Source organism: Enterococcus pallens ATCC BAA-351 (assembly GCF_000407485.1).
Classification (GTDB): Bacteria; Bacillota; Bacilli; order Lactobacillales; family Enterococcaceae; genus Enterococcus_A; species Enterococcus_A pallens.
The window spans coordinates 183609-200932 of the sequence record NZ_ASWD01000001.1 but is presented as its reverse complement, the minus strand read 5'-3'; the positions used below and the strand labels follow the sequence as shown (position 1 = coordinate 200932).

Sequence of the window (17324 nt, the reverse complement as noted above, 5' to 3'; positions counted from 1 at the left end):
AGTCTGATGATGAAAACACTAGCCTGTGACATAATAAATCTAATTTCGATGGAACTAGAACATCATTACCTTTACCAAGCAAGAAAAAAGCTTCAAAGTTTTGTGATCTATTGTAGTCTATATCGTTATCGCAACTGTTAAAAGAAAGAACTAGAAATCATATCCACCCTTTGCCTTAGACTACTTCTTGATTTAACAATAATACAGCTGTTCAAAGATGTCAAAGGTCATTTCAAGTTGAACAAACTGTTTTTTTATCTTCGAAATTTCGAGAAACAGGATTTTAAAAAAATATAGCAACCGTTTGCAGGATAATTTGGTGTATACTTGAATAGATGAAGGAAACGATAGGAGTGATTCCATGTTGCTGGAATTTGAAAATATCGCAAAAGTTAAGAAAGCGGCCATAGAAATGACAGATATTACAGTGATTACTGGTGTAAATAACTCTGGTAAAAGCACTGTTGGTAAGTTGGTTTACGCTTTGTCGGCAGGTATTGCGCTTTATCAGGGAAACTATTTATTCAGTTTAAAATACACATTAATTATGGAAGAATTGGAAAATCTAGAGCGTTGGGTAGACAGCGAAACCTTTCCTGCCGTAAATGCTCTTCGTCGTGAATTACAAACCGTTCTTTATCGAATGCAGCGAAAAGCTAATGAGCTGGAACAACGAGAAGTTTTTGCAGAGGATGCGTATTTAGCAGAAAAAATCGCTCAGCTGTTAAACATGCTTCAAAAGAAGATGGCTACTTATTTAAAATGGTCCAATCGTCCTCAACTGGCTGCGATTATCAAGACGATACAACAACAGCAGCGTAGAGATTTCTTGGATCAAAAAGTAACAGCTGCCTTGTTTGATCGACTGCTGAGGCAAGAATTTTCTAATTATCTTATCAGTGACGTCTCTTTTGCAAAATCAGCTGTTCTTTCCATCAAGGAAGAAAACAATGATCAGCTGCTGCTAAACTATAAAAACAATCGCTTAGATGAGTACCAATGTCTCTTCCAATTATCACAGCCGTATCAGGAAGCCATTTATTTAGATGATGCTTTTCTGTTGGAAAATTTATCTTCATCTATAGAAGAAAAAGTGTTTGGTGCTGCGCCTTCTGAAAAGCTGCAGCTCGTCAGTGAAGCACCGCATCGCCGCCGTTTATTAGAACAAATAAAACACCGAAAACCTGAGGAGAAATATTTGCGGGATAAGCGCATTAAAGCCATCTTTGCGGAAATATTGTCTGGTGGACTAATGCTTAAACATGGAAGCTACTATTTCTTTCAAAAAAATGCAGCGAAGGGCATTCCTTTCGATGCTCTGTCTTCCGGAATGAAGACCTTCGCTGTTTTACAGCTGATTATTGAAAATGGTCTAGTGATGGACAGTGACTATTTGATTTTGGAAGAACCAGAAGTTCATCTGCATCCCCAATGGCAGGTAAAATTAGCTGAACTGATCGTATACCTATCAACTGTATATTCGACAAAAGTACTGGTAACCTCTCATAGCCCTTACTTTATTGAGGCATTATCTATTTATTCGGCAAAGCAAAAGCAGCCCACCAGAATTAAGTTTTATAATGCTCAGCTGGATAAAAAGGAGCTTGGTACTAGTACAATTGTCGATGTAACTGATCAACTAGAAACTATCTATGCGGAAATGTATCGCTCCTTGATTTATTTAGAAGAATTACGAGCAGAGCTTGATTGAGTCAAGCTCTTTTTTTCTGCCGGTTTATAAATTCGTAAAAAAGCTTTTCTTTTTACCTTTTTGTCATCTTTCAATCGAATTTTCTAAAAAAATGCAAGCTCTTTTCTGCCCTTCTCCCTTCATTACTTTATAATCCCTCCTTATTAAATAAGCTTTCACAAAGACAATTCCTCTTAAAATGCTTGTCATATGCTAATTTTACCGTTAAAATTGTATAATAAAAGAAATATTCGGGTTACAAAAGGTAAATTTTTCTTTTGTTTATCGTAATCTATACTTAATTCTTGTAAAATAGTCGTTTTTACAAATATTGGAAAACTCTCATAATTTTTTGAATATTTTGATGATTTAAAGATTAAAAAAGGGTAAAATACTTATGTACCTATACGCCTTTAAGAAAGGAAAAATCCTATGAAAGCCTTGCTAAGTACCGCTATCTATCGCAAGATAACCCTGCTGGAATTTTTGGATAATTTTTCTACTTGGTGCCCTACTAAAGACGTAACGAATTTTTTAGATTGTTCGGCGAAAACCTTGTTAAGCGACATTGATTATATCAATGAGTTTTGGGGGGGAGTATGTTTATGTAGAGTATTCAAAGTTTCAAGGAGTCCGCTTAAACAATTTAGCCTCCAATAAAATGGGCAATGTCTACAATACTGTTTTTCAAGAATGTGATGAGTTTCAGTTCATTGAAAAGCTGCTTTATACTCCTGACGAGGATGCCGAGTTTTGGATCAATGAGCTGTTTATGAGTGAAGCTTCTTTTTATCGGATGGTAAATGCGGTGGAAGCTTTTTTAGAAAAACGCGGCCTAACTCTGGAACGAGGACCATTTCGCGTAACTGCTCAGGATGAACGCTGGGTACGAATTTTTTATCAGCAATATTACATGGAAGCCTATGGAATTAACAATTGGCCGTTTAACATTAATCAACAAGATACTTTTTGTTATGTCATGCGAGCATCAACAGATTTTGATGTTTCACTAGATGATCGCGAAGTTCAAGACGCCGCGTTTTTACTAGTGGTAACTTTGATTCGCATGAGCCAAGGCTTTACTTTATCAGATGAAGTTTGTAATGAGCCTGATGATACTATCGATAAAGTGGTTGAATATAGTGAAGAATTGGTAGATAACTTATTAAAGAATTCCCCTTATTCACTAACAGATAGTTGGTATAAAGAAGTCTCCCGTACAGTTTTTCATGAATTTTACGGCTGGGACAACCAACAACAGATTGTGCGCATTCACAAAAAACTCAATACTTTTTTAGATAAAATGGTGAAGGCTGTTGACTTCCCATTACTAGAAGAAGATCGGAACAAAATTATTCAACAAATGATGATCTGGTATGTACAGTACAATTTTTATCCGTTTAAGCGAATTATTTTGTATGATAAGCAGCGCAAGTTCGCTCACGATGTTCACCATATGTACCCTGTATTTTCAACCTTGGTAACGCTCTACTTAGAGGACATTGATAAGCGCAATCCTAGCCTTTGGATTAACGTCCGACTGTATGATGTTGTAGCACTTTTGATGAAGGAATGGAGTCAATTGCCGATTCAATTGGAAAAAATGCGCAAACAGGTTTCCGTAATTATTGTTAGCAATCTTGGTAAAAAGCATGCCGAAATGATGCGGGACTTTCTCTATTCCCAATATGGTGAAAAGCTTAAGTTGTCAATTTACGAATCGACAGTGCTCTTTTCTGGGCCAGAGGATTTCGAAATATTAAATGATTATGATTTAGTTATCAGCAATAATCCTATTGACTATTATCAAAAGGAAAACTGTTTGATTGTTAACAATTTCATTTCAGCATCTGATCGGGAGAGCATTGAAAATTGGATCTTAAGTGTCCAACAAAAAGCCTCCTTAGATTTTATTCGCAAAATTGGTTATTCGTATTTAAGACGAGCAAAACAAATTTACTCGTACCCATATATCCCTAATCCAAAGCAAGTCAGCTGATCCTGTTAAGCTATCATTTCCCTTGCTTCTGGTAAAGTAAAAAGCGCGATAACTGTTCCTTTTTCAAGGAATAAGTCATCGCGCTTTTCGCTTTTAAGCGGCAAAAACAATTAAGTTTTGGAAATCATTGATACAGGTTTGTAAGGTTAAGCGTTCGCCTCCACCAGTTCCGGTAATTTGATTCCAGTAATCCGTACCATCTAGTCCATAAGCACTGTCATCAACTGTGACAATATTTTGAACGGTATAGGTACTAATTTGACCTGATGCATCTGATACTTCAATTGTTGAACCTACCCCTAATGAAAAGAGTACATTGAACGCACCTGGATTGTGACCGATAATATGCGTGTTCATTCCGTCGTTTCCTGATTGAACCGAAGCTCCACCCCAAGTTGCTGCAGCTCCGTGATCAGCATCAATAACTGCTTGACCGGAACCTTGTCCTGCGTTGCTATAAGGGATATATGAACCGGCGATTTGCAGCATGTTTGGCTGCAATTGCGCAGCAGGTTCAGCTGCTGGCACGGCTTCGGCTGCAGGAGGCTGTGTTTCTACTATTGTTTCTTCAATAGGTTCAGTTGCTGGTGCTGCCTCTTCAGTTACTGGTGCCGGTGTTGCTTCTGCTTGCTTGACTTCTGTTGCTTGGGTTGTGTCGGTTGTTTCCCTCGGTGTATCGGCTTCTGATGCTTTCGCTTGTTCAGTACTTGGTGCTGTGCTTTCAGCCGTTTTACTTTCTTCGATTGATTTGCTAGTTTCCGCTTCTTTTTCTGAAGATTGTTCTGTTTTTATGTCATTTTCAGATGATGCAGTAGTTGTCGAAGAAGTGGTAGTTTGGGCTGATATGCTTAATTTCGGACTTTGAAACATAACCAAATTTCCGAACAAGGCCAGTGACGTCACTGCCGCGATGACGGCTATCATTTTTTGTAGAGTCATTTTATACCCTCCTCATAAATTACAAGGTTCTTCTCCTTGTGTTTTAATCATAAGGGATAAAGATTAATTTTTGAAAAATGCTGTTCCTTAGATAACGTCAACAGAGGTAAAAAAAGTAAATAATTGTTGATTTAAAAGCATTTATGTGATTCTTGCATAATTTATTATTAAAAAGAAAAAAGTGATCGAGCATTTTAAGCTGTTTTTCTTTCTTTCATAAATTTGTTTTTTTATAAAATGATCGATTTACAAGTCAAATATCTTGTGTTTTTTAAAATTGGTGGATTTCATCAAACAATTAAAACGATCCTTGTGAAAAATAACACGATATTCCTTTAAAAGGAAAATTGACTACTTGGTATACTTATATACACCAAATAGTCAATTTTTTACCAGTTAAAACACGGCCTCGCATTATGTGTAATTCTTGGTAATCCCATTCACTGTGACAGGTATCTTTCATTGATCTATTTCTTTCCTTTTTTTAAACCAGTCATCTTTCCTACAGTTTAACTGCATTCCATTTGATTAATTGGAACCTTTCTCTCAACGGTAGTGTGCGAAATATACCCTGTTTAGCTTAGCTGATCTAACTCAACATCAAATTTCTCTACAAATGCGTTGCCGTAGAAGATACAGTAACAACTGAATTATTGCTATAGTAATTGCCTTGTTTTATATTAAAAAACCCCGACAAATGTCAGGGTTAGCTTTTTTGGAAAAGTTAGTTCAAAATAATAATGCTGTAGTTCAAGACCATCGCGAAGGTTACCCAAAGGAAATACGGTCCCATTAACCACATAGCAATAGGCTTGTGACGTAAGTAAAACAATTGTTGGATAATCAAAACGATCCATAAGGCTGTAATGTCAATAACTGACAATAGGTTGCTTTGCAGTGCGAAAAATAGTGGTGACCATAAAAAGTTCAGAATAAATTGAACAACAAATAAAGGAATCATGGTACGCCGCTCTTCTCTGACTGGATGTGTCCAAATGAGATAAAAGGTAATCCCCATCAAAATGTATAAGATAGTCCAGACCGGGCCGAACAACCAACCTGGAGGAGCAAATGATGGCAATTCCAATTGCTGGTAATAGCTTTGGGCATTTGTAGTAAATAGACCCGAAAGCAAACCTAGTAAGGTTACACCAATCGTACATATCCAAAAGCGAAAGTCTTTTAAACTGTTCATCATAGTTCTTCCCTCCTTCCATGAATCCACTCTACCACGATTTATTTTATCAGACGATAAATACGCTCAAAGCTCCATTCTTCTAGGATTTAAGAGGTATAACCCACTCTTTTTTATCACATGTGTTATAATTAAAGTTAACTAAACGAAAGCAGGTGTCTGAATGTTTTACTTAGATGAAAATGAAGATAATGAAAATAAAACCAATGAAATTCCTGATGTATACCGCAAGAAATTATTAGACCAGCGGACTGTGTTAATCTACGGTGAAATCACTCAAGAATTAGCCAAAGATATCACTTCACAATTGTTGCTTTTGTCAGCTTTGAGTGATGATCCCATCACAATTTATGTGAATAGCCCTGGCGGCCACGTGGAATCTGGCGATACCATTCACGATGTCATCAAGTTTATCAAACCGACTGTTAATATGATCGGTACAGGTTGGGTAGCAAGTGCGGGTATTACAATCTTCTTAGCTGCTGAGAAAGAAAATCGTTACAGCCTGCCAAATACACGCTATATGATTCACCAACCAGCTGGCGGTGTTAGTGGTCAAACAACTGAAATTCAAATTGAAGCCAAAGAAATTATCCGAACTCGAGAACGAATCAACCGCTTGATTGCTGAAGCAACTGGCCAGTCAGTAGAAAAAGTGGAACAAGACACTGACCGCAACTTCTGGATGTCTGTGGATGAAGCCAAAGATTATGGCATCGTAGGCAAAATCATCTCTACTTCTGACGAAATTGGAAAATAAGTGCTTGTTCTAGGTCTCTTTTTGGTATACCATTAAAACAGCAACATTGGAATTGCGTCACTGTGACGATTAACTGAATATTTTTTTTGCGGGGGGACGCTTGGCGTTGAGAAGGTAAAACCTGACCCTTAGAACCTGTTGGTTAACACCGTCGGAGGGAAGCAAGTCTAAGATAACATGTGATGGGCGTCCCCTTTTTTAAGGTGGCGCCCTTTTTATGTACGAAGGAGGATATTTTTAAATGAAAAAAGCTTTAACGATCGCCGGCTCTGATTGCAGCGGTGGTGCTGGGATTCAGGCCGATTTGAAAACCTTTTCGGCTCATGGTGTATTTGGTATGTCAGTGGTTACTTCGGTTGTTGCCGAGAATACTGTTCGCGTTATTTCATACCAAGATATGACACCACAAATTATTCAAGAACAAATCGATGCAGTCTTTGAAGACATTACACCTGATGCTGTTAAAATCGGAATGCTTTCTACGGTGGAAACCATGCGAGCTGTCGCAGTCAGCTTAAAAAAGTGGCAGCCGGAAAAAGTCGTGCTGGATCCGGTTATGTATGCTAAAAACGGTTGTGCATTGATGGATCCAAGTTCAATTGATACTTTGATTGAAGAAGTTTTGCCCTTAGCAACACTGATTACCCCAAATGTCCCAGAAGCAGAAAAAATCAGTGGACTTTCGATTCACTCCTTAGAAGATATGCGAACTGCTGCTAAAAAAATCTATAACTTGTGCGGCGCTGCTACTTTAGTTAAGGGTGGACATAAAGTTGGCAAAGCTACCGATGTCTTGTACGATGGGCAAGACTTTTCTGAGTACACCAGTGAGCGAATCGATACCAAAAATACACATGGTACCGGTTGTACCTTTTCGTCTGCCATTGCGTCTCAATTAGCTTTAGGCAAGGAAATGGATCAAGCGGTTGATCAAGCGAAAAAGTATGTAACCACAGCGATTCGCCATTCTCTGTCTCTTGGTAATGGTCACGGACCAACCAATCATTTTTACGATTTGTATCAGCATGGATTGAAAGAATGAATGTTTAAGCGTGAAACTTTTTATATTAGCAACTAAATACTATATTGCTTTTTCCTATGTAAAAAGCACAGGTAATCTTGTAGTGACCCCAAAAAGTTAGACTTTTTCGGAGTGGAGAAATCCACTCCGTTTTTCTGTGCTTTAATTGGTTTTTTCAATCTCATATCTGACAAATCCACCAGCTGTTTCCATTGATACAATTGTTAAATTTGATATGGCTAGAAACCGTTGAAAGTTGTCTGTTTCTGTTAACTCAGGCAAATAGATTTTTATTTTGCTAAACTCGCAGGCCAGCAGCAAACGTCCTTCTGGTTTTAACAACCGATTGATTTCGGTGAAGGCTTCCTGCAGCTTTTCCCAATGAAAATGAGTCTGAAAAGCACAAATCAAGTCAAACTGATTATCAGCGAACCTAGTATTTTCGATAGCTTGAACTGTAAAATCTACTTCATGTCGCTTGAATCTTTTACGGGCTTCTTGAATGGCCTCCTCAGAAATATCAATCCCATACAATTCACATTCAGGAAACTGTCGATTCAAATATTCTGATGAAAGTCCGTTTCCAATACCTACATCTAGAATTTTCTCACCGGCTGTTTTATTGGTGGTTTGAAGCGCCCATCTTATCATTGGAAAATATGCCTTGTTCCAGGTTTTCATCATTAACTTACCGATCCAACCTGTAGGCTGCTTTGATTGCTGAAGCAGGTTCTTGAAAACAAGTGCTGCTGCAATAATCACAAGAGAAATGATAATGAAAATGGTCATATTTTTCCACCCTTTTCTAGTTCGCTTCTCACTTGAGCAGTTAGCAGTTGTAGAACTTCTTCACCGTTTAAGTCTTTAAGACTAGCTTTTTCTTTACCGATTATTCCATAAAGAAACAAATAAATTAGATCTTGACTCAATTTTTCCCTATCTTGTTCTTCATCTATTGTCAAATCATTAACGTTAAGTGACTGTAGCAAAAACAAAATGGACTGCTTATCAATAGCAGCAGGAATAGCTCGAAGTGCATAGCCAAGATCAATAAACTTCACATAGATCTCTTCCTTGCGCGTATTCACCGCTTGGAAAATCAACGCTAGCAATTTAGGATCAGCCAATGATTCTGGACTAAAATAATGCTCAACAGCTTGGGCTATTTCACTATTGCATACTTCAAACGCCTTAAGCAATTTTTCTTCGTAAGGAAGCTCTGAAGAATAAATTTGCTCGGCAGCCGCCATTACTTTGTCCATTAAACCCTGCACAATTTTCTCTACTAGTACTTCCTTATTTTCAAAATGATTGTAAATCGTTACCTGTGATACTCCTGCCTGCTGAGCGATTTCCTTAATACTAACCTTCGAAAAACCTTTTTGCCCAAACAGCACTAATGCTGCCTCAATGATCCTAGTCTTTTTGTCTTTCATCCAAATCTACCTCTCTCTTACAGACAATACTATACTAATTGATACTAGATTTCAATATTAGTGAAATATTTCGAAATTAGTTACATCAGGAATGCCTCTATTTCATGTTACAATAAAAGAAAAAGTGGAGGTAGTTTATGGAGAATATTCAGGGAACATGTTTATGTGGAAAAAACCAGGTATCAATCAAGCGCTACGGGAATTTTGTTTACAGTTGTCATTGCGACATGTGTCGAAAAATGACAGCGGGTCCAGTTATGGCCGTTGATCCTGAGAAAAGTGACAACGTGGAGCTAAAACTTGATCCAGCATCAGTGACCTTTTACAAATCTAGTGAAGAAGTAGAGCGGGCTTTTTGTGCCACCTGTGGTACTTATCTTTTTTGGCATCATCTGGAGCGAGACCATTATTGTTTGAATGCTGAACTATTTCCAGATATCATCGCAGAAGCGACGTTTGGTTTACAAGTCTTTTACGATCGTAAACCCGCTTATTATGACTTTGCCAATGAAACTAAAAAGTTTGACAGCCAATGGCAAGAAGTAGAGTAAACAAATCTTACTAATTAATTTAATAGACTCCAAACAAAAAACTCAAAGCTGATTTTGGTTGCCTCTTTGAGTTTTTGTTGTATCCAAATCCTTCTTCGACTAACAAAATGATAAGTCCAAAGCTAATTACATAAATTATCTTAGATTTTGAGGTCAGCAGCTTATTCGCTAAATAGCGGTGAAATTCTATATACTCCCACTAAAAAAGTTTTACTAAGACCACCCTACAATACGCGACTTATACCGTAAAAATATAAATTGATTATTCATTCTCCTTTCTTTTTTCGTATACAATTGACAAAATTGCTGAACAGGTTCTCGTCTTTCGACTAAAGCTTCTCAAAGAGTCAAACTCCCCTGCTCAAAGCTGTTTAACAGCATCATTATCAATGTGACCAAATCAGCTCTTTCAATAAAAATTGAAAACGATTCTCATATTATTCAATTGCTTATAAATTTTATTCCATTAGACTAAATCTAAGGACGTCGACATCCTAATACAAATTAGGAGGCTTTACCTATGCAGCAACTACGCTTTCAGGGCGATCATTATTCAATTGGTCGAACTTTCGGCACTACGTTAAAACAAAATAATCAACACTTGTTAGCCATGATTCCTTTCGAACTAGATGAACAGAGGATTCAGTTTGTTCAAGCTTGTTTACCCATTTATCAAAAATATTTCCCAGAAATTTTGGCGGAAATTCAAGGAATCGCCGATGGACAGGAGATTGCGCCACAACCGCTGCAAGCTGTTTTGTTTGGTATGTATTGCTTGATGCCAGGTTCTCATTGTTCCAGCTTTCTTGTGAAAAATCAGCGAGGCTGTTTTTTAGGTCGTAACAGTGATTTTCTGACAGTAACTGAAGAGCATTGTTTAAACACTAAGTATGAATTTACTGATCGTCAAGGCTTTAATTTCTTAGGGAATACGACTGCTTTTGTGGAAATGGAGGATGGGATTAATCAGCATGGATTAGCTATCGCCTTAACTTCAGTAGCACCTTATAAAGTTCAACCGGGATTAAATGTGGGCATGTTGTTGCGATTAATTTTAGAGCGCTGTAAAAACGTTCAAGAAGCAGTCGCCTTAATTAATGAGCTTCCTCATGCTGGATCTGGAACGTTGGTCATCGGTGATGCAAATGGGCAAGGAATTTTAGCTGAAATAAGCCCTGACAAAACAACAATTCAGCACTTAACTGAGTCAACCAGTTTTTTGATTGCTACTAATATGTTTAATACACCTGAAATGGTTGATTATAATCGTTTGCCGAAGGATACTTGGCAAGCAGAAGAACGGTATGAAACAATGGGCGCTTATTTACAAAAACATGCAGCTACAATCGATAGTAAAGAGTCTCAGCAGCTGCTGGCAGGCGAATTTGGCTTCATGTGTGACTATGACCGCAGCACCGGGAGAGATACAGTTTGGTCCTGCGTATACAATTTGACTACCTCCCAGGTGTATCGTGCTGCTGGGAACCCAGCAAAGAATGCTTTCCGTGAGGATAACTGGCTTAAATAGGACAAGGCTCGTTTGACTTAAAAATATCCGAACCTGCTTGAAAACTAACTCATTTATCAAGCGTTCGGATATTTTTATTTACTTATTATTTGTCCTCTGATTTATTTCTCTGGTATTTCATTTTTAGGTGTAACCACTGGTTTACCTTCTTGATCCAAAAGAACAGTCAGTCCCCCTGCGTAGCCCATTTTCGCGGCAACATAGTTCACTCCTGTTTCCTTATCGATAAGAATAGTTACTACGTCCGCAGTTCCTTGACTATATACCTTTACAAATCTTTTTTCTTTCGCCATTTCCGCACCCCCTTTTTTGTTGCATTGCGGGACTTTTCTACCTTTGCTAAAGTTAATCTTTAACCATCTATTCAATTACTTTTTATGTGACTAACTGCCGCTGCAAAAGCTCATAATCCCTAATAAAATCATACTATAAGTAAGCGATTTCTTCTAGGTAGAATATAGGATTGTTCTACTTAATTACCTGTGATATGCTAATTGTAAGAAAAATTCCACAAGGAGTGATCCCATGAGGCTCGTAATTGCTGCCGCTTCATACAAAGTCTGCGGGCAATTTGTATGAAGCAATGAACTTACCCTGCCCAGTTGGACTTTGTCTTTTATTGATTACAAAGTAAAGGAGAAAGTACTATGTCTAAAAACTTTGAAAATAAATATCTTATTGAAGAAATTGATCTAACTGCTTCTGGAATTTTCTTTACTGCTAAACCCTTGCTAATTGGCGGCTTAGCTATGGAATATTATGGGATTCGAGAACACGGAAGCGACATTGATTTTATTATTACTGACGAGGACTATCGGACGCTAGCAAACCTCTATCCTGAAGATCAACGAGATAAGTGGGGGGATTTATTTCTATCCGTGGCTCCTTATGAATTTCTGCGAAGTATTTTCCGATTGGATTATGCCTTTCTATCTGACGGAGCGATTGAATACGAAAATTGTAAAGTAATTTCTTTGGAAAAATTATTCTTTATGAAGGTACTGGCTTTTGACAATCAGCCAGAAGTAGAAAAGCATGAAAGAGATTATAAACTGATTTTGGACTATTTTTTGCAAAGATTCCAAAACAAAGAATTTGTGGCACAAGCAGAAAAAAATGTACCCGAATATCTTAAAGCATCAGACGGGATTATCTATCCTAAATAAAACAAAACGGTGAGGACGCGCGTCCTCACCGTTTGTTTTAGTCATTTAAGCTATATCGCAGCTTCATATGATTGGAACCGAAAATCACCATGTCTCCTAGCAGCTTTGTAGCCTTTTCCATAGAAACTTTTGCCAGTTCTTCATTGACTTGCTCAAGATAAGCTTGCTTCTCTGCAGAACTTTTATCCTTGTTGTCTTTGATTTCTTGATCGGCTTTCGCTTGAATTCCACGAAAGGCTGTCATTGCCTGCAAGACAAAGGTATTTCGGAAATCTGCGTACATATCATAATCGGTGTCTCCCAGCAAAGCCGTTGTGCTGCTTAACCAGTACATTTTATTCAGATCAAAGGTTCCATCCGCATCACGGTAGCTAACTGGCGTGTCATTAACATTGGCATAAAAGGGTACAACCGTGTTAAACGTATTTGCTCCGTATGCCAACCAATGAATCCCTGCAATCTCATTTGGTACATGATTACGTAATTCTAAAATGTGCACATTATGGTTTCGGTTAATTCCAATTGGCCGGAACAGCGCCTTTTGCTCTTCTGTGCCATTTCCATAAGGATCATATACGGTATTTTCGAAATGTGAGCTAAGGACAAATTTCACATCCTCAATGGTAATTTTTCGTTTTGGACGGCAGATGAACGGTAAGTCCTGATCCATCGGGTCTTGGTCTACATCTGGTGTAAAATACTTTTGACCATACCAAGCGCGCGGATTATTGTATACCGTATCCTTCACAGTTGCACTGCCAAAAATATGACGCAGGTTGACTCCCATAAAATCAGGATTCAATTGATGCTCTTCAATCATGTCTGGCAAATCATCTGAGTATAGCGTATCTTTTGAATTAAAATTGTAGTCATCAATATTCATGCGATTAGGTGCAACAACATAGGCATCATCAGGAATACGAATCGCTGCCCAATGGTGACCACCAATCGTTTCCAACCACCAAACTTCATTTTGATCGGAAAAAGCAATACCGTTTGGTTCATAAGTGCCGTACTCTTTCAGCAATGCGCCTAGTCGCTCAACGCCTTCACGTGCACTATGAATGTACGGTAAAACTAATGTTACTAAGTCTTCTTCGCCAATTCCTTTTTCTTCATAAGGATCAATACCCAAAATCCGTGGATTTGTAGTAATTGTTTCTGTTGCAGACATTGCTACATTTTTACTATTGATGCCAGCAGCCGGCCAGATTCCATCCGTTAAAATGGCATTTGGCATTGACGTATACCGCAGCGGATTATCGGGCAAATCAATCGTTACCTTGCTAATAACAGATGTGTATTCACGGGGCTGTTTGTCAGGAGTAACTACCACAAAACGTTGCGGATCGAGTGCTTCATGACCATCGTCGTTTCTGGCAATAATCGTGGAGCCGTCAATCGATGCATCCTTCCCAACTAAAATAGTCGTACAGGAACCTTTTCTTCTTTGCATAACGAAACACTCTCCTTCACTGATCTACCTCTACTATAGCACCATCTAACCAAACTGCAAACCAATTCCCTGACAAACTTAGGCTTTTATTTTTTTATACAGATAGCTGCCTGCCACTTGAACCAGTTGAACAAAAACAATCAAGATTAGTACAGTGCTGTACATTACGCGGTCATCAAAATTCTGATATCCATAAGTGATAGCTACTGCCCCCAATCCGCCAGCTCCAACCGTCCCAGCCATTGCAGTGTAGCCCAATACAGATATTATCGCTAAGGTTAAACTAGAAATTAGGCTGGGGAATGCCTCTACCAGCATCACCTTCAAAATGATCTGGCTATTGCTGGCTCCAAAAGATTTCGCCGCATCTATGGTGTATGGATTTACCTCCAGCATATTGTTTTCAAACAAACGTGCCACATACGGAGTCATCGCAAAGGTTAACGGAACAATCGCTGCAGTCGTTCCAATCGTTGTACCGACTAATGAACGAGTTACCGGCATCAAGGCAACCATCAAAATAATAAAAGGAAAAGAGCGGACTACATTGATCAGAAAATCCAAGACACGATAGACTGAAGGATTGGGTTTTAACCCTTGTTTGTTGGTTATGATTAAAACGGTAGCCAACAAAAAGCCTAAAACTGTCGAAAGCAGCGCTGAACAGCCGACCATAATCAAGGTACTGACAAAATTGGGCCACAAAATTTGGGTCATCAATTGTTCATTACTCATAAACCTCTCCTATCTGATACTGAATCAAGGATGTATCGGTTAATTGCTGAGCATTGCTCAGTTCAGTTGTCGGCAGCATGAGTGTCAACACAGAAACATCTTCCTCGCGAAAACGTTCGGTTTGAGTGTGTAGTATTTGATAGTTTTGAATCCCTTGATGCTGAAGAATTTGCAGTACATTGATCTTTTGCAGGTCGGCCACGATTCTTACAATAAAGTGTCCAGGCTTTACTGCCATTGGCTGATGAGTTTCTCCAATAATAGTTGCCAAGACTGGTGAATGATCCAAAAAGATTTGTTTCACTGTACCCTGATCCGCGATTTCTCCATTACTTAAGACAGCTACCTTGTTGCAAATTCGTTTGACTACTTCCACCTGGTGAGTGACAACTACGATGGTCAACTGGTATTTCTGATTCAATCGCCGCAAAAGATCGACAATTTCATTGGTTATACTAGGATCCAAGGCTGATGTCGCCTCATCGCACAGCAAAATTTCAGGATCCAAGGTCAACGCCCGGGCAATAGCTGCTCGCTGCTTTTGTCCACCTGATAATTGCTTTGGCTTCATCTGAGCTTTATCTAAGATACCGACTTCCTTTAGCAGCTGGTTGACTTTGGTATTAATCTCTTCCTTTGAATAACCGCTGCAGGTCATCGGTAACGCAACATTTTGAAAAATGGTCAGCTGCTCCATCAATGAATTGCCTTGAAAGATCATCCCGATTTTTTTCCGTAACATCCGCCAATCTTTTTCAGACAGCTCCGTACTTTCTTGTTGGTTAACAAACAGTTTGCCATGATCAAAGCGTTCCAATCCGTTGATGCAGCGCAGCAATGTGGATTTCCCGGCACCACTTACTCCAAGAATCGCATAAATATCGCCCTTCTCAATGGTTAAGGAAACATTTTTCAGCACCGTCTGCGGTCCAAAGGTTTTGGTTAAATTCTCAATCCTGATCATGTACTCGCCCTTCCCGCTTCACGCCTTGATAGGCTCCTCGGAAATAGTTTTCTCTTTTGCGAACATCATAAAAATCGGCTTCATCATTGTCCGCGGTTTTCTTAATAATTTGCCGCTTCTTCTCTAAAAGCTCCATCGGATTTAAGGTTTGCTCCAAGCCATCGATTACCTGCTCAAATTTATGGTAAGGAATACCGATGCACAATTCCTCATCCTTCCAGCGAGCCACGTAACGGGTTCCTGAACACATCATCGACACATTGATTTCGTCCATTTCGAAAGGATAAGAGGTTGCTTCCTGACACAAGGCCTGCATTCCTGTCATTTTCATTTGCTTTACCTGTCCAAAATGGAAAGCATTTCCTTGCAGGATTCGCATCGCATTGTAGGGCACGGTAATCAGCAAAACAATATCGGGCGCTTGGGTCCAAGTCTCAATTGGCTCAATCGCGATTCCATAAGCTGCTTCTTGGCGATAGACCATATCATCAGCCACCTGCTTGCTGACTTCGATGTCTTTGTAAACCTTCATGTTCGCGTGTTTTTCTCCGCTAGCACTGTAGTCATCATTGTCCACTAGCCCCATCGCAACTGCGGAAGCCGGACAAGCAAAATTGCTTAAATCCAGCTTCATTTGTTCTCCCTGTGTTGCTTTTTGTACCGCACCACAATAGGGAATCAGCTTTTGATATTTTGGTGCTGGGTGCTGTAAGAAAGCTTCCCTTGAATGTAAAAAGGTAATGCCTACAACCTGACGTTCCAGATTTAACAAGTAATTCAAGCGTTTGTTCAGCTCTTTAAATTTACTCATAGAAGGTGAAAACTCCTTTGAAATGATCATTGATGCCCTTCTTACTTTCCTTAGTTGTAAATGAAGCATTGATATCCTTTGCCCAATCACTGTCTTTGTCTTCATCACGAACAATTAAACTAATTGGAAAATCTTCTGCATGCTGATCACGGATTAAATAGTTTTTATAATCTTCTCCAGAGTTAAACATAAAGGTGAAGAAGCAGGTTGCTGCATCCAGATCCTCTAAACTGCGGACAGTTTGAGCCTGTTCAATTTCTACAAATTCAAAATTCTTCGGATTCTCAACAATATCCAAGGAAGTAAAGCCCGAATCCTTTTCATCCGTCAGTTTGATTAAACCAGCATCCTCCATCATTATTAAAGAATTGTCTCGGTTCATCGCATCATTCATGATGGCAATTTGTGCACCATCTGGCAGCTGATCCACTGCATCATATTTCGTCGAGTACAAGCCAATACCTGTATAATAAACATGCGGTGACATCATGGCTAGCTTACCGCCTTTTTGCTCATTGAAGGATTTCATAAACGGCTCATGCTGTGCAAAGGAGGCATCCACGTTTCCGTCATTCACTGCTTGTAAGGCTTCGATATTGTTTGAGAAAGTAACAAACTCTGGCTCGTAGCCTTTTTCTTCCATAGCTGCCTTAGCTGCTTCCAGCGAGTTAATTGATACTTGATTGCAGGCAATTTTAATTTCTTTTTTATCTGACTCTGTTGCTTCTTTTGGTTGCGACCCGCAGCCTGCCAATAAAAATAATGTAGCTAAACCTAACATGATTGTTCCTTTTTTCATCCCCATAATCCCCATTTCTGCTATTTTTAGACACACAAAATAAACATACTTAAATAAGCATGCCTTCCTCGCAAACAGCTGATCATGTGATGTTAATCACTTATATCATCAAATAGTTGGAGGAAAAAACTGGTTTTCGCCGGCTTAGAAACTCTAAGACCTAAGCTATGTCAAAGTCACCGTTGAAATTGCCACATTTTTCCACCTCCTAAAAAGTTAAAGTCTTTTTGCTTTAAGCCCTTTCATAAGTATAGATCAAAAACTCCTTAATAAA

The 17324-nt window shown here is 38.8% G+C and carries 18 protein-coding genes and 1 riboswitch; of the genes, 8 read left to right on the top strand and 10 right to left on the bottom strand.

Features of this window, described 5'->3' with window-relative positions; all coding sequences use genetic code 11:
* The first annotated feature begins 361 nt into the window (after positions 1–361).
* The 3 genes from I588_RS01010 (at position 362) to I588_RS01005 (ending at position 3689) form a co-directional block, all read left to right on the top strand.
* Positions 362–1711, top strand: coding sequence for an ATP-binding protein (locus I588_RS01010; protein ID WP_010757065.1), 1350 nt, complete (start codon positions 362–364; stop codon positions 1709–1711).
* A gap of 411 nt (positions 1712–2122) precedes the next feature.
* Positions 2123–2350 carry a helix-turn-helix domain-containing protein gene (locus tag I588_RS27790; RefSeq protein WP_245569584.1) on the top strand — a complete coding sequence of 76 codons (228 nt, stop codon included), beginning with the start codon at positions 2123–2125 and terminating at the stop codon, positions 2348–2350.
* Positions 2271–3689, top strand: coding sequence for an AcpB/EbpR/MafR family transcriptional regulator (locus tag I588_RS01005; protein WP_010757064.1), 1419 nt, complete (start codon positions 2271–2273; stop codon positions 3687–3689). The genes I588_RS27790 and I588_RS01005 overlap by 80 nt, the downstream gene beginning before the upstream one ends.
* A gap of 93 nt (positions 3690–3782) precedes the next feature.
* Here the strand turns inward: I588_RS01005 and I588_RS26305 are convergent, their stop codons facing one another.
* Both I588_RS26305 and I588_RS00995 read right to left on the bottom strand, forming a co-directional pair.
* Entirely contained in the window at positions 3783–4628 is an 846-nt protein-coding gene (locus I588_RS26305; RefSeq protein ID WP_010757063.1) for a class F sortase, read from the bottom strand.
* Between the two features lie 724 nt (positions 4629–5352).
* A complete protein-coding gene (locus I588_RS00995) occupies positions 5353–5823 on the bottom strand; it encodes a TspO/MBR family protein (protein WP_034693501.1) in 471 nt (156 codons plus the stop codon).
* A 163-nt stretch (positions 5824–5986) separates the two neighbouring features.
* On the opposite strand from I588_RS00995, the gene I588_RS00990 reads away from it, so the two are divergent.
* Positions 5987–6583 (top strand): ATP-dependent Clp protease proteolytic subunit, encoded by a 597-nt coding sequence (locus tag I588_RS00990; protein ID WP_010757061.1) that lies wholly within the window; start codon positions 5987–5989, stop codon positions 6581–6583.
* 80 nt (positions 6584–6663) lie between these two features.
* Positions 6664–6761: riboswitch (TPP riboswitch) on the top strand.
* A 63-nt stretch (positions 6762–6824) separates the two neighbouring features.
* Positions 6825–7625: a bifunctional hydroxymethylpyrimidine kinase/phosphomethylpyrimidine kinase gene (gene thiD, locus I588_RS00985; protein WP_010757060.1), complete on the top strand. Its 801-nt coding sequence runs from the start codon at positions 6825–6827 to the stop codon at positions 7623–7625.
* Positions 7626–7766: 141 nt separating this feature from the next.
* On the opposite strand, the gene I588_RS00980 is transcribed toward thiD, so the two are convergent.
* Together I588_RS00980 and I588_RS00975 are read right to left on the bottom strand one after the other, a co-directional pair.
* A complete protein-coding gene (locus I588_RS00980) occupies positions 7767–8393 on the bottom strand; it encodes a class I SAM-dependent methyltransferase (protein ID WP_010757059.1) in 627 nt (208 codons plus the stop codon).
* Entirely contained in the window at positions 8390–9040 is a 651-nt protein-coding gene (locus I588_RS00975) for a TetR/AcrR family transcriptional regulator (protein ID WP_010757058.1), read from the bottom strand. The genes I588_RS00980 and I588_RS00975 overlap by 4 nt, the downstream gene beginning before the upstream one ends.
* Before the next feature lie 137 nt (positions 9041–9177).
* Between I588_RS00975 and I588_RS00970 the strand changes: the two genes are divergently transcribed.
* Both I588_RS00970 and I588_RS00965 read left to right on the top strand, forming a co-directional pair.
* The gene (locus tag I588_RS00970) at positions 9178–9591 is read left to right on the top strand and encodes a GFA family protein (RefSeq protein ID WP_010757057.1); all 414 of its coding nucleotides are present in this window, start codon (positions 9178–9180) and stop codon (positions 9589–9591) included.
* A 520-nt stretch (positions 9592–10111) separates the two neighbouring features.
* Positions 10112–11119, top strand: coding sequence for a C45 family autoproteolytic acyltransferase/hydrolase (locus I588_RS00965; protein ID WP_010757056.1), 1008 nt, complete (start codon positions 10112–10114; stop codon positions 11117–11119).
* A gap of 101 nt (positions 11120–11220) precedes the next feature.
* Here I588_RS00965 and I588_RS00960 read toward each other — a convergent pair whose 3' ends face one another.
* Positions 11221–11412, bottom strand: a complete 192-nt coding sequence (locus tag I588_RS00960) for a DUF6440 family protein (RefSeq protein WP_010757055.1) — start codon at positions 11410–11412, stop codon at positions 11221–11223.
* Positions 11413–11766: 354 nt separating this feature from the next.
* Between I588_RS00960 and I588_RS00955 the strand changes: the two genes are divergently transcribed.
* Positions 11767–12285 (top strand): hypothetical protein, encoded by a 519-nt coding sequence (locus tag I588_RS00955; RefSeq protein ID WP_010757054.1) that lies wholly within the window; start codon positions 11767–11769, stop codon positions 12283–12285.
* 37 nt (positions 12286–12322) lie between these two features.
* On the opposite strand, the gene I588_RS00950 is transcribed toward I588_RS00955, so the two are convergent.
* The 5 genes from I588_RS00950 to I588_RS00930 form a co-directional block, all read right to left on the bottom strand.
* Positions 12323–13741: a C69 family dipeptidase gene (locus I588_RS00950; protein ID WP_010757053.1), complete on the bottom strand. Its 1419-nt coding sequence runs from the start codon at positions 13739–13741 to the stop codon at positions 12323–12325.
* A 78-nt stretch (positions 13742–13819) separates the two neighbouring features.
* Entirely contained in the window at positions 13820–14476 is a 657-nt protein-coding gene (locus tag I588_RS00945; protein WP_010757052.1) for a methionine ABC transporter permease, read from the bottom strand.
* Positions 14469–15440 (bottom strand): methionine ABC transporter ATP-binding protein, encoded by a 972-nt coding sequence (locus I588_RS00940; RefSeq protein ID WP_010757051.1) that lies wholly within the window; start codon positions 15438–15440, stop codon positions 14469–14471. Before I588_RS00940 ends, I588_RS00945 begins: the two co-directional genes overlap by 8 nt.
* A complete protein-coding gene (locus I588_RS00935; protein WP_174316928.1) occupies positions 15427–16251 on the bottom strand; it encodes a DUF169 domain-containing protein in 825 nt (274 codons plus the stop codon). Before I588_RS00935 ends, I588_RS00940 begins: the two co-directional genes overlap by 14 nt.
* Positions 16244–17050, bottom strand: a complete 807-nt coding sequence (locus I588_RS00930; RefSeq protein WP_010757049.1) for a MetQ/NlpA family ABC transporter substrate-binding protein — start codon at positions 17048–17050, stop codon at positions 16244–16246. Before I588_RS00930 ends, I588_RS00935 begins: the two co-directional genes overlap by 8 nt.
* Between the last annotated feature and the right edge of the window lie 274 nt (positions 17051–17324).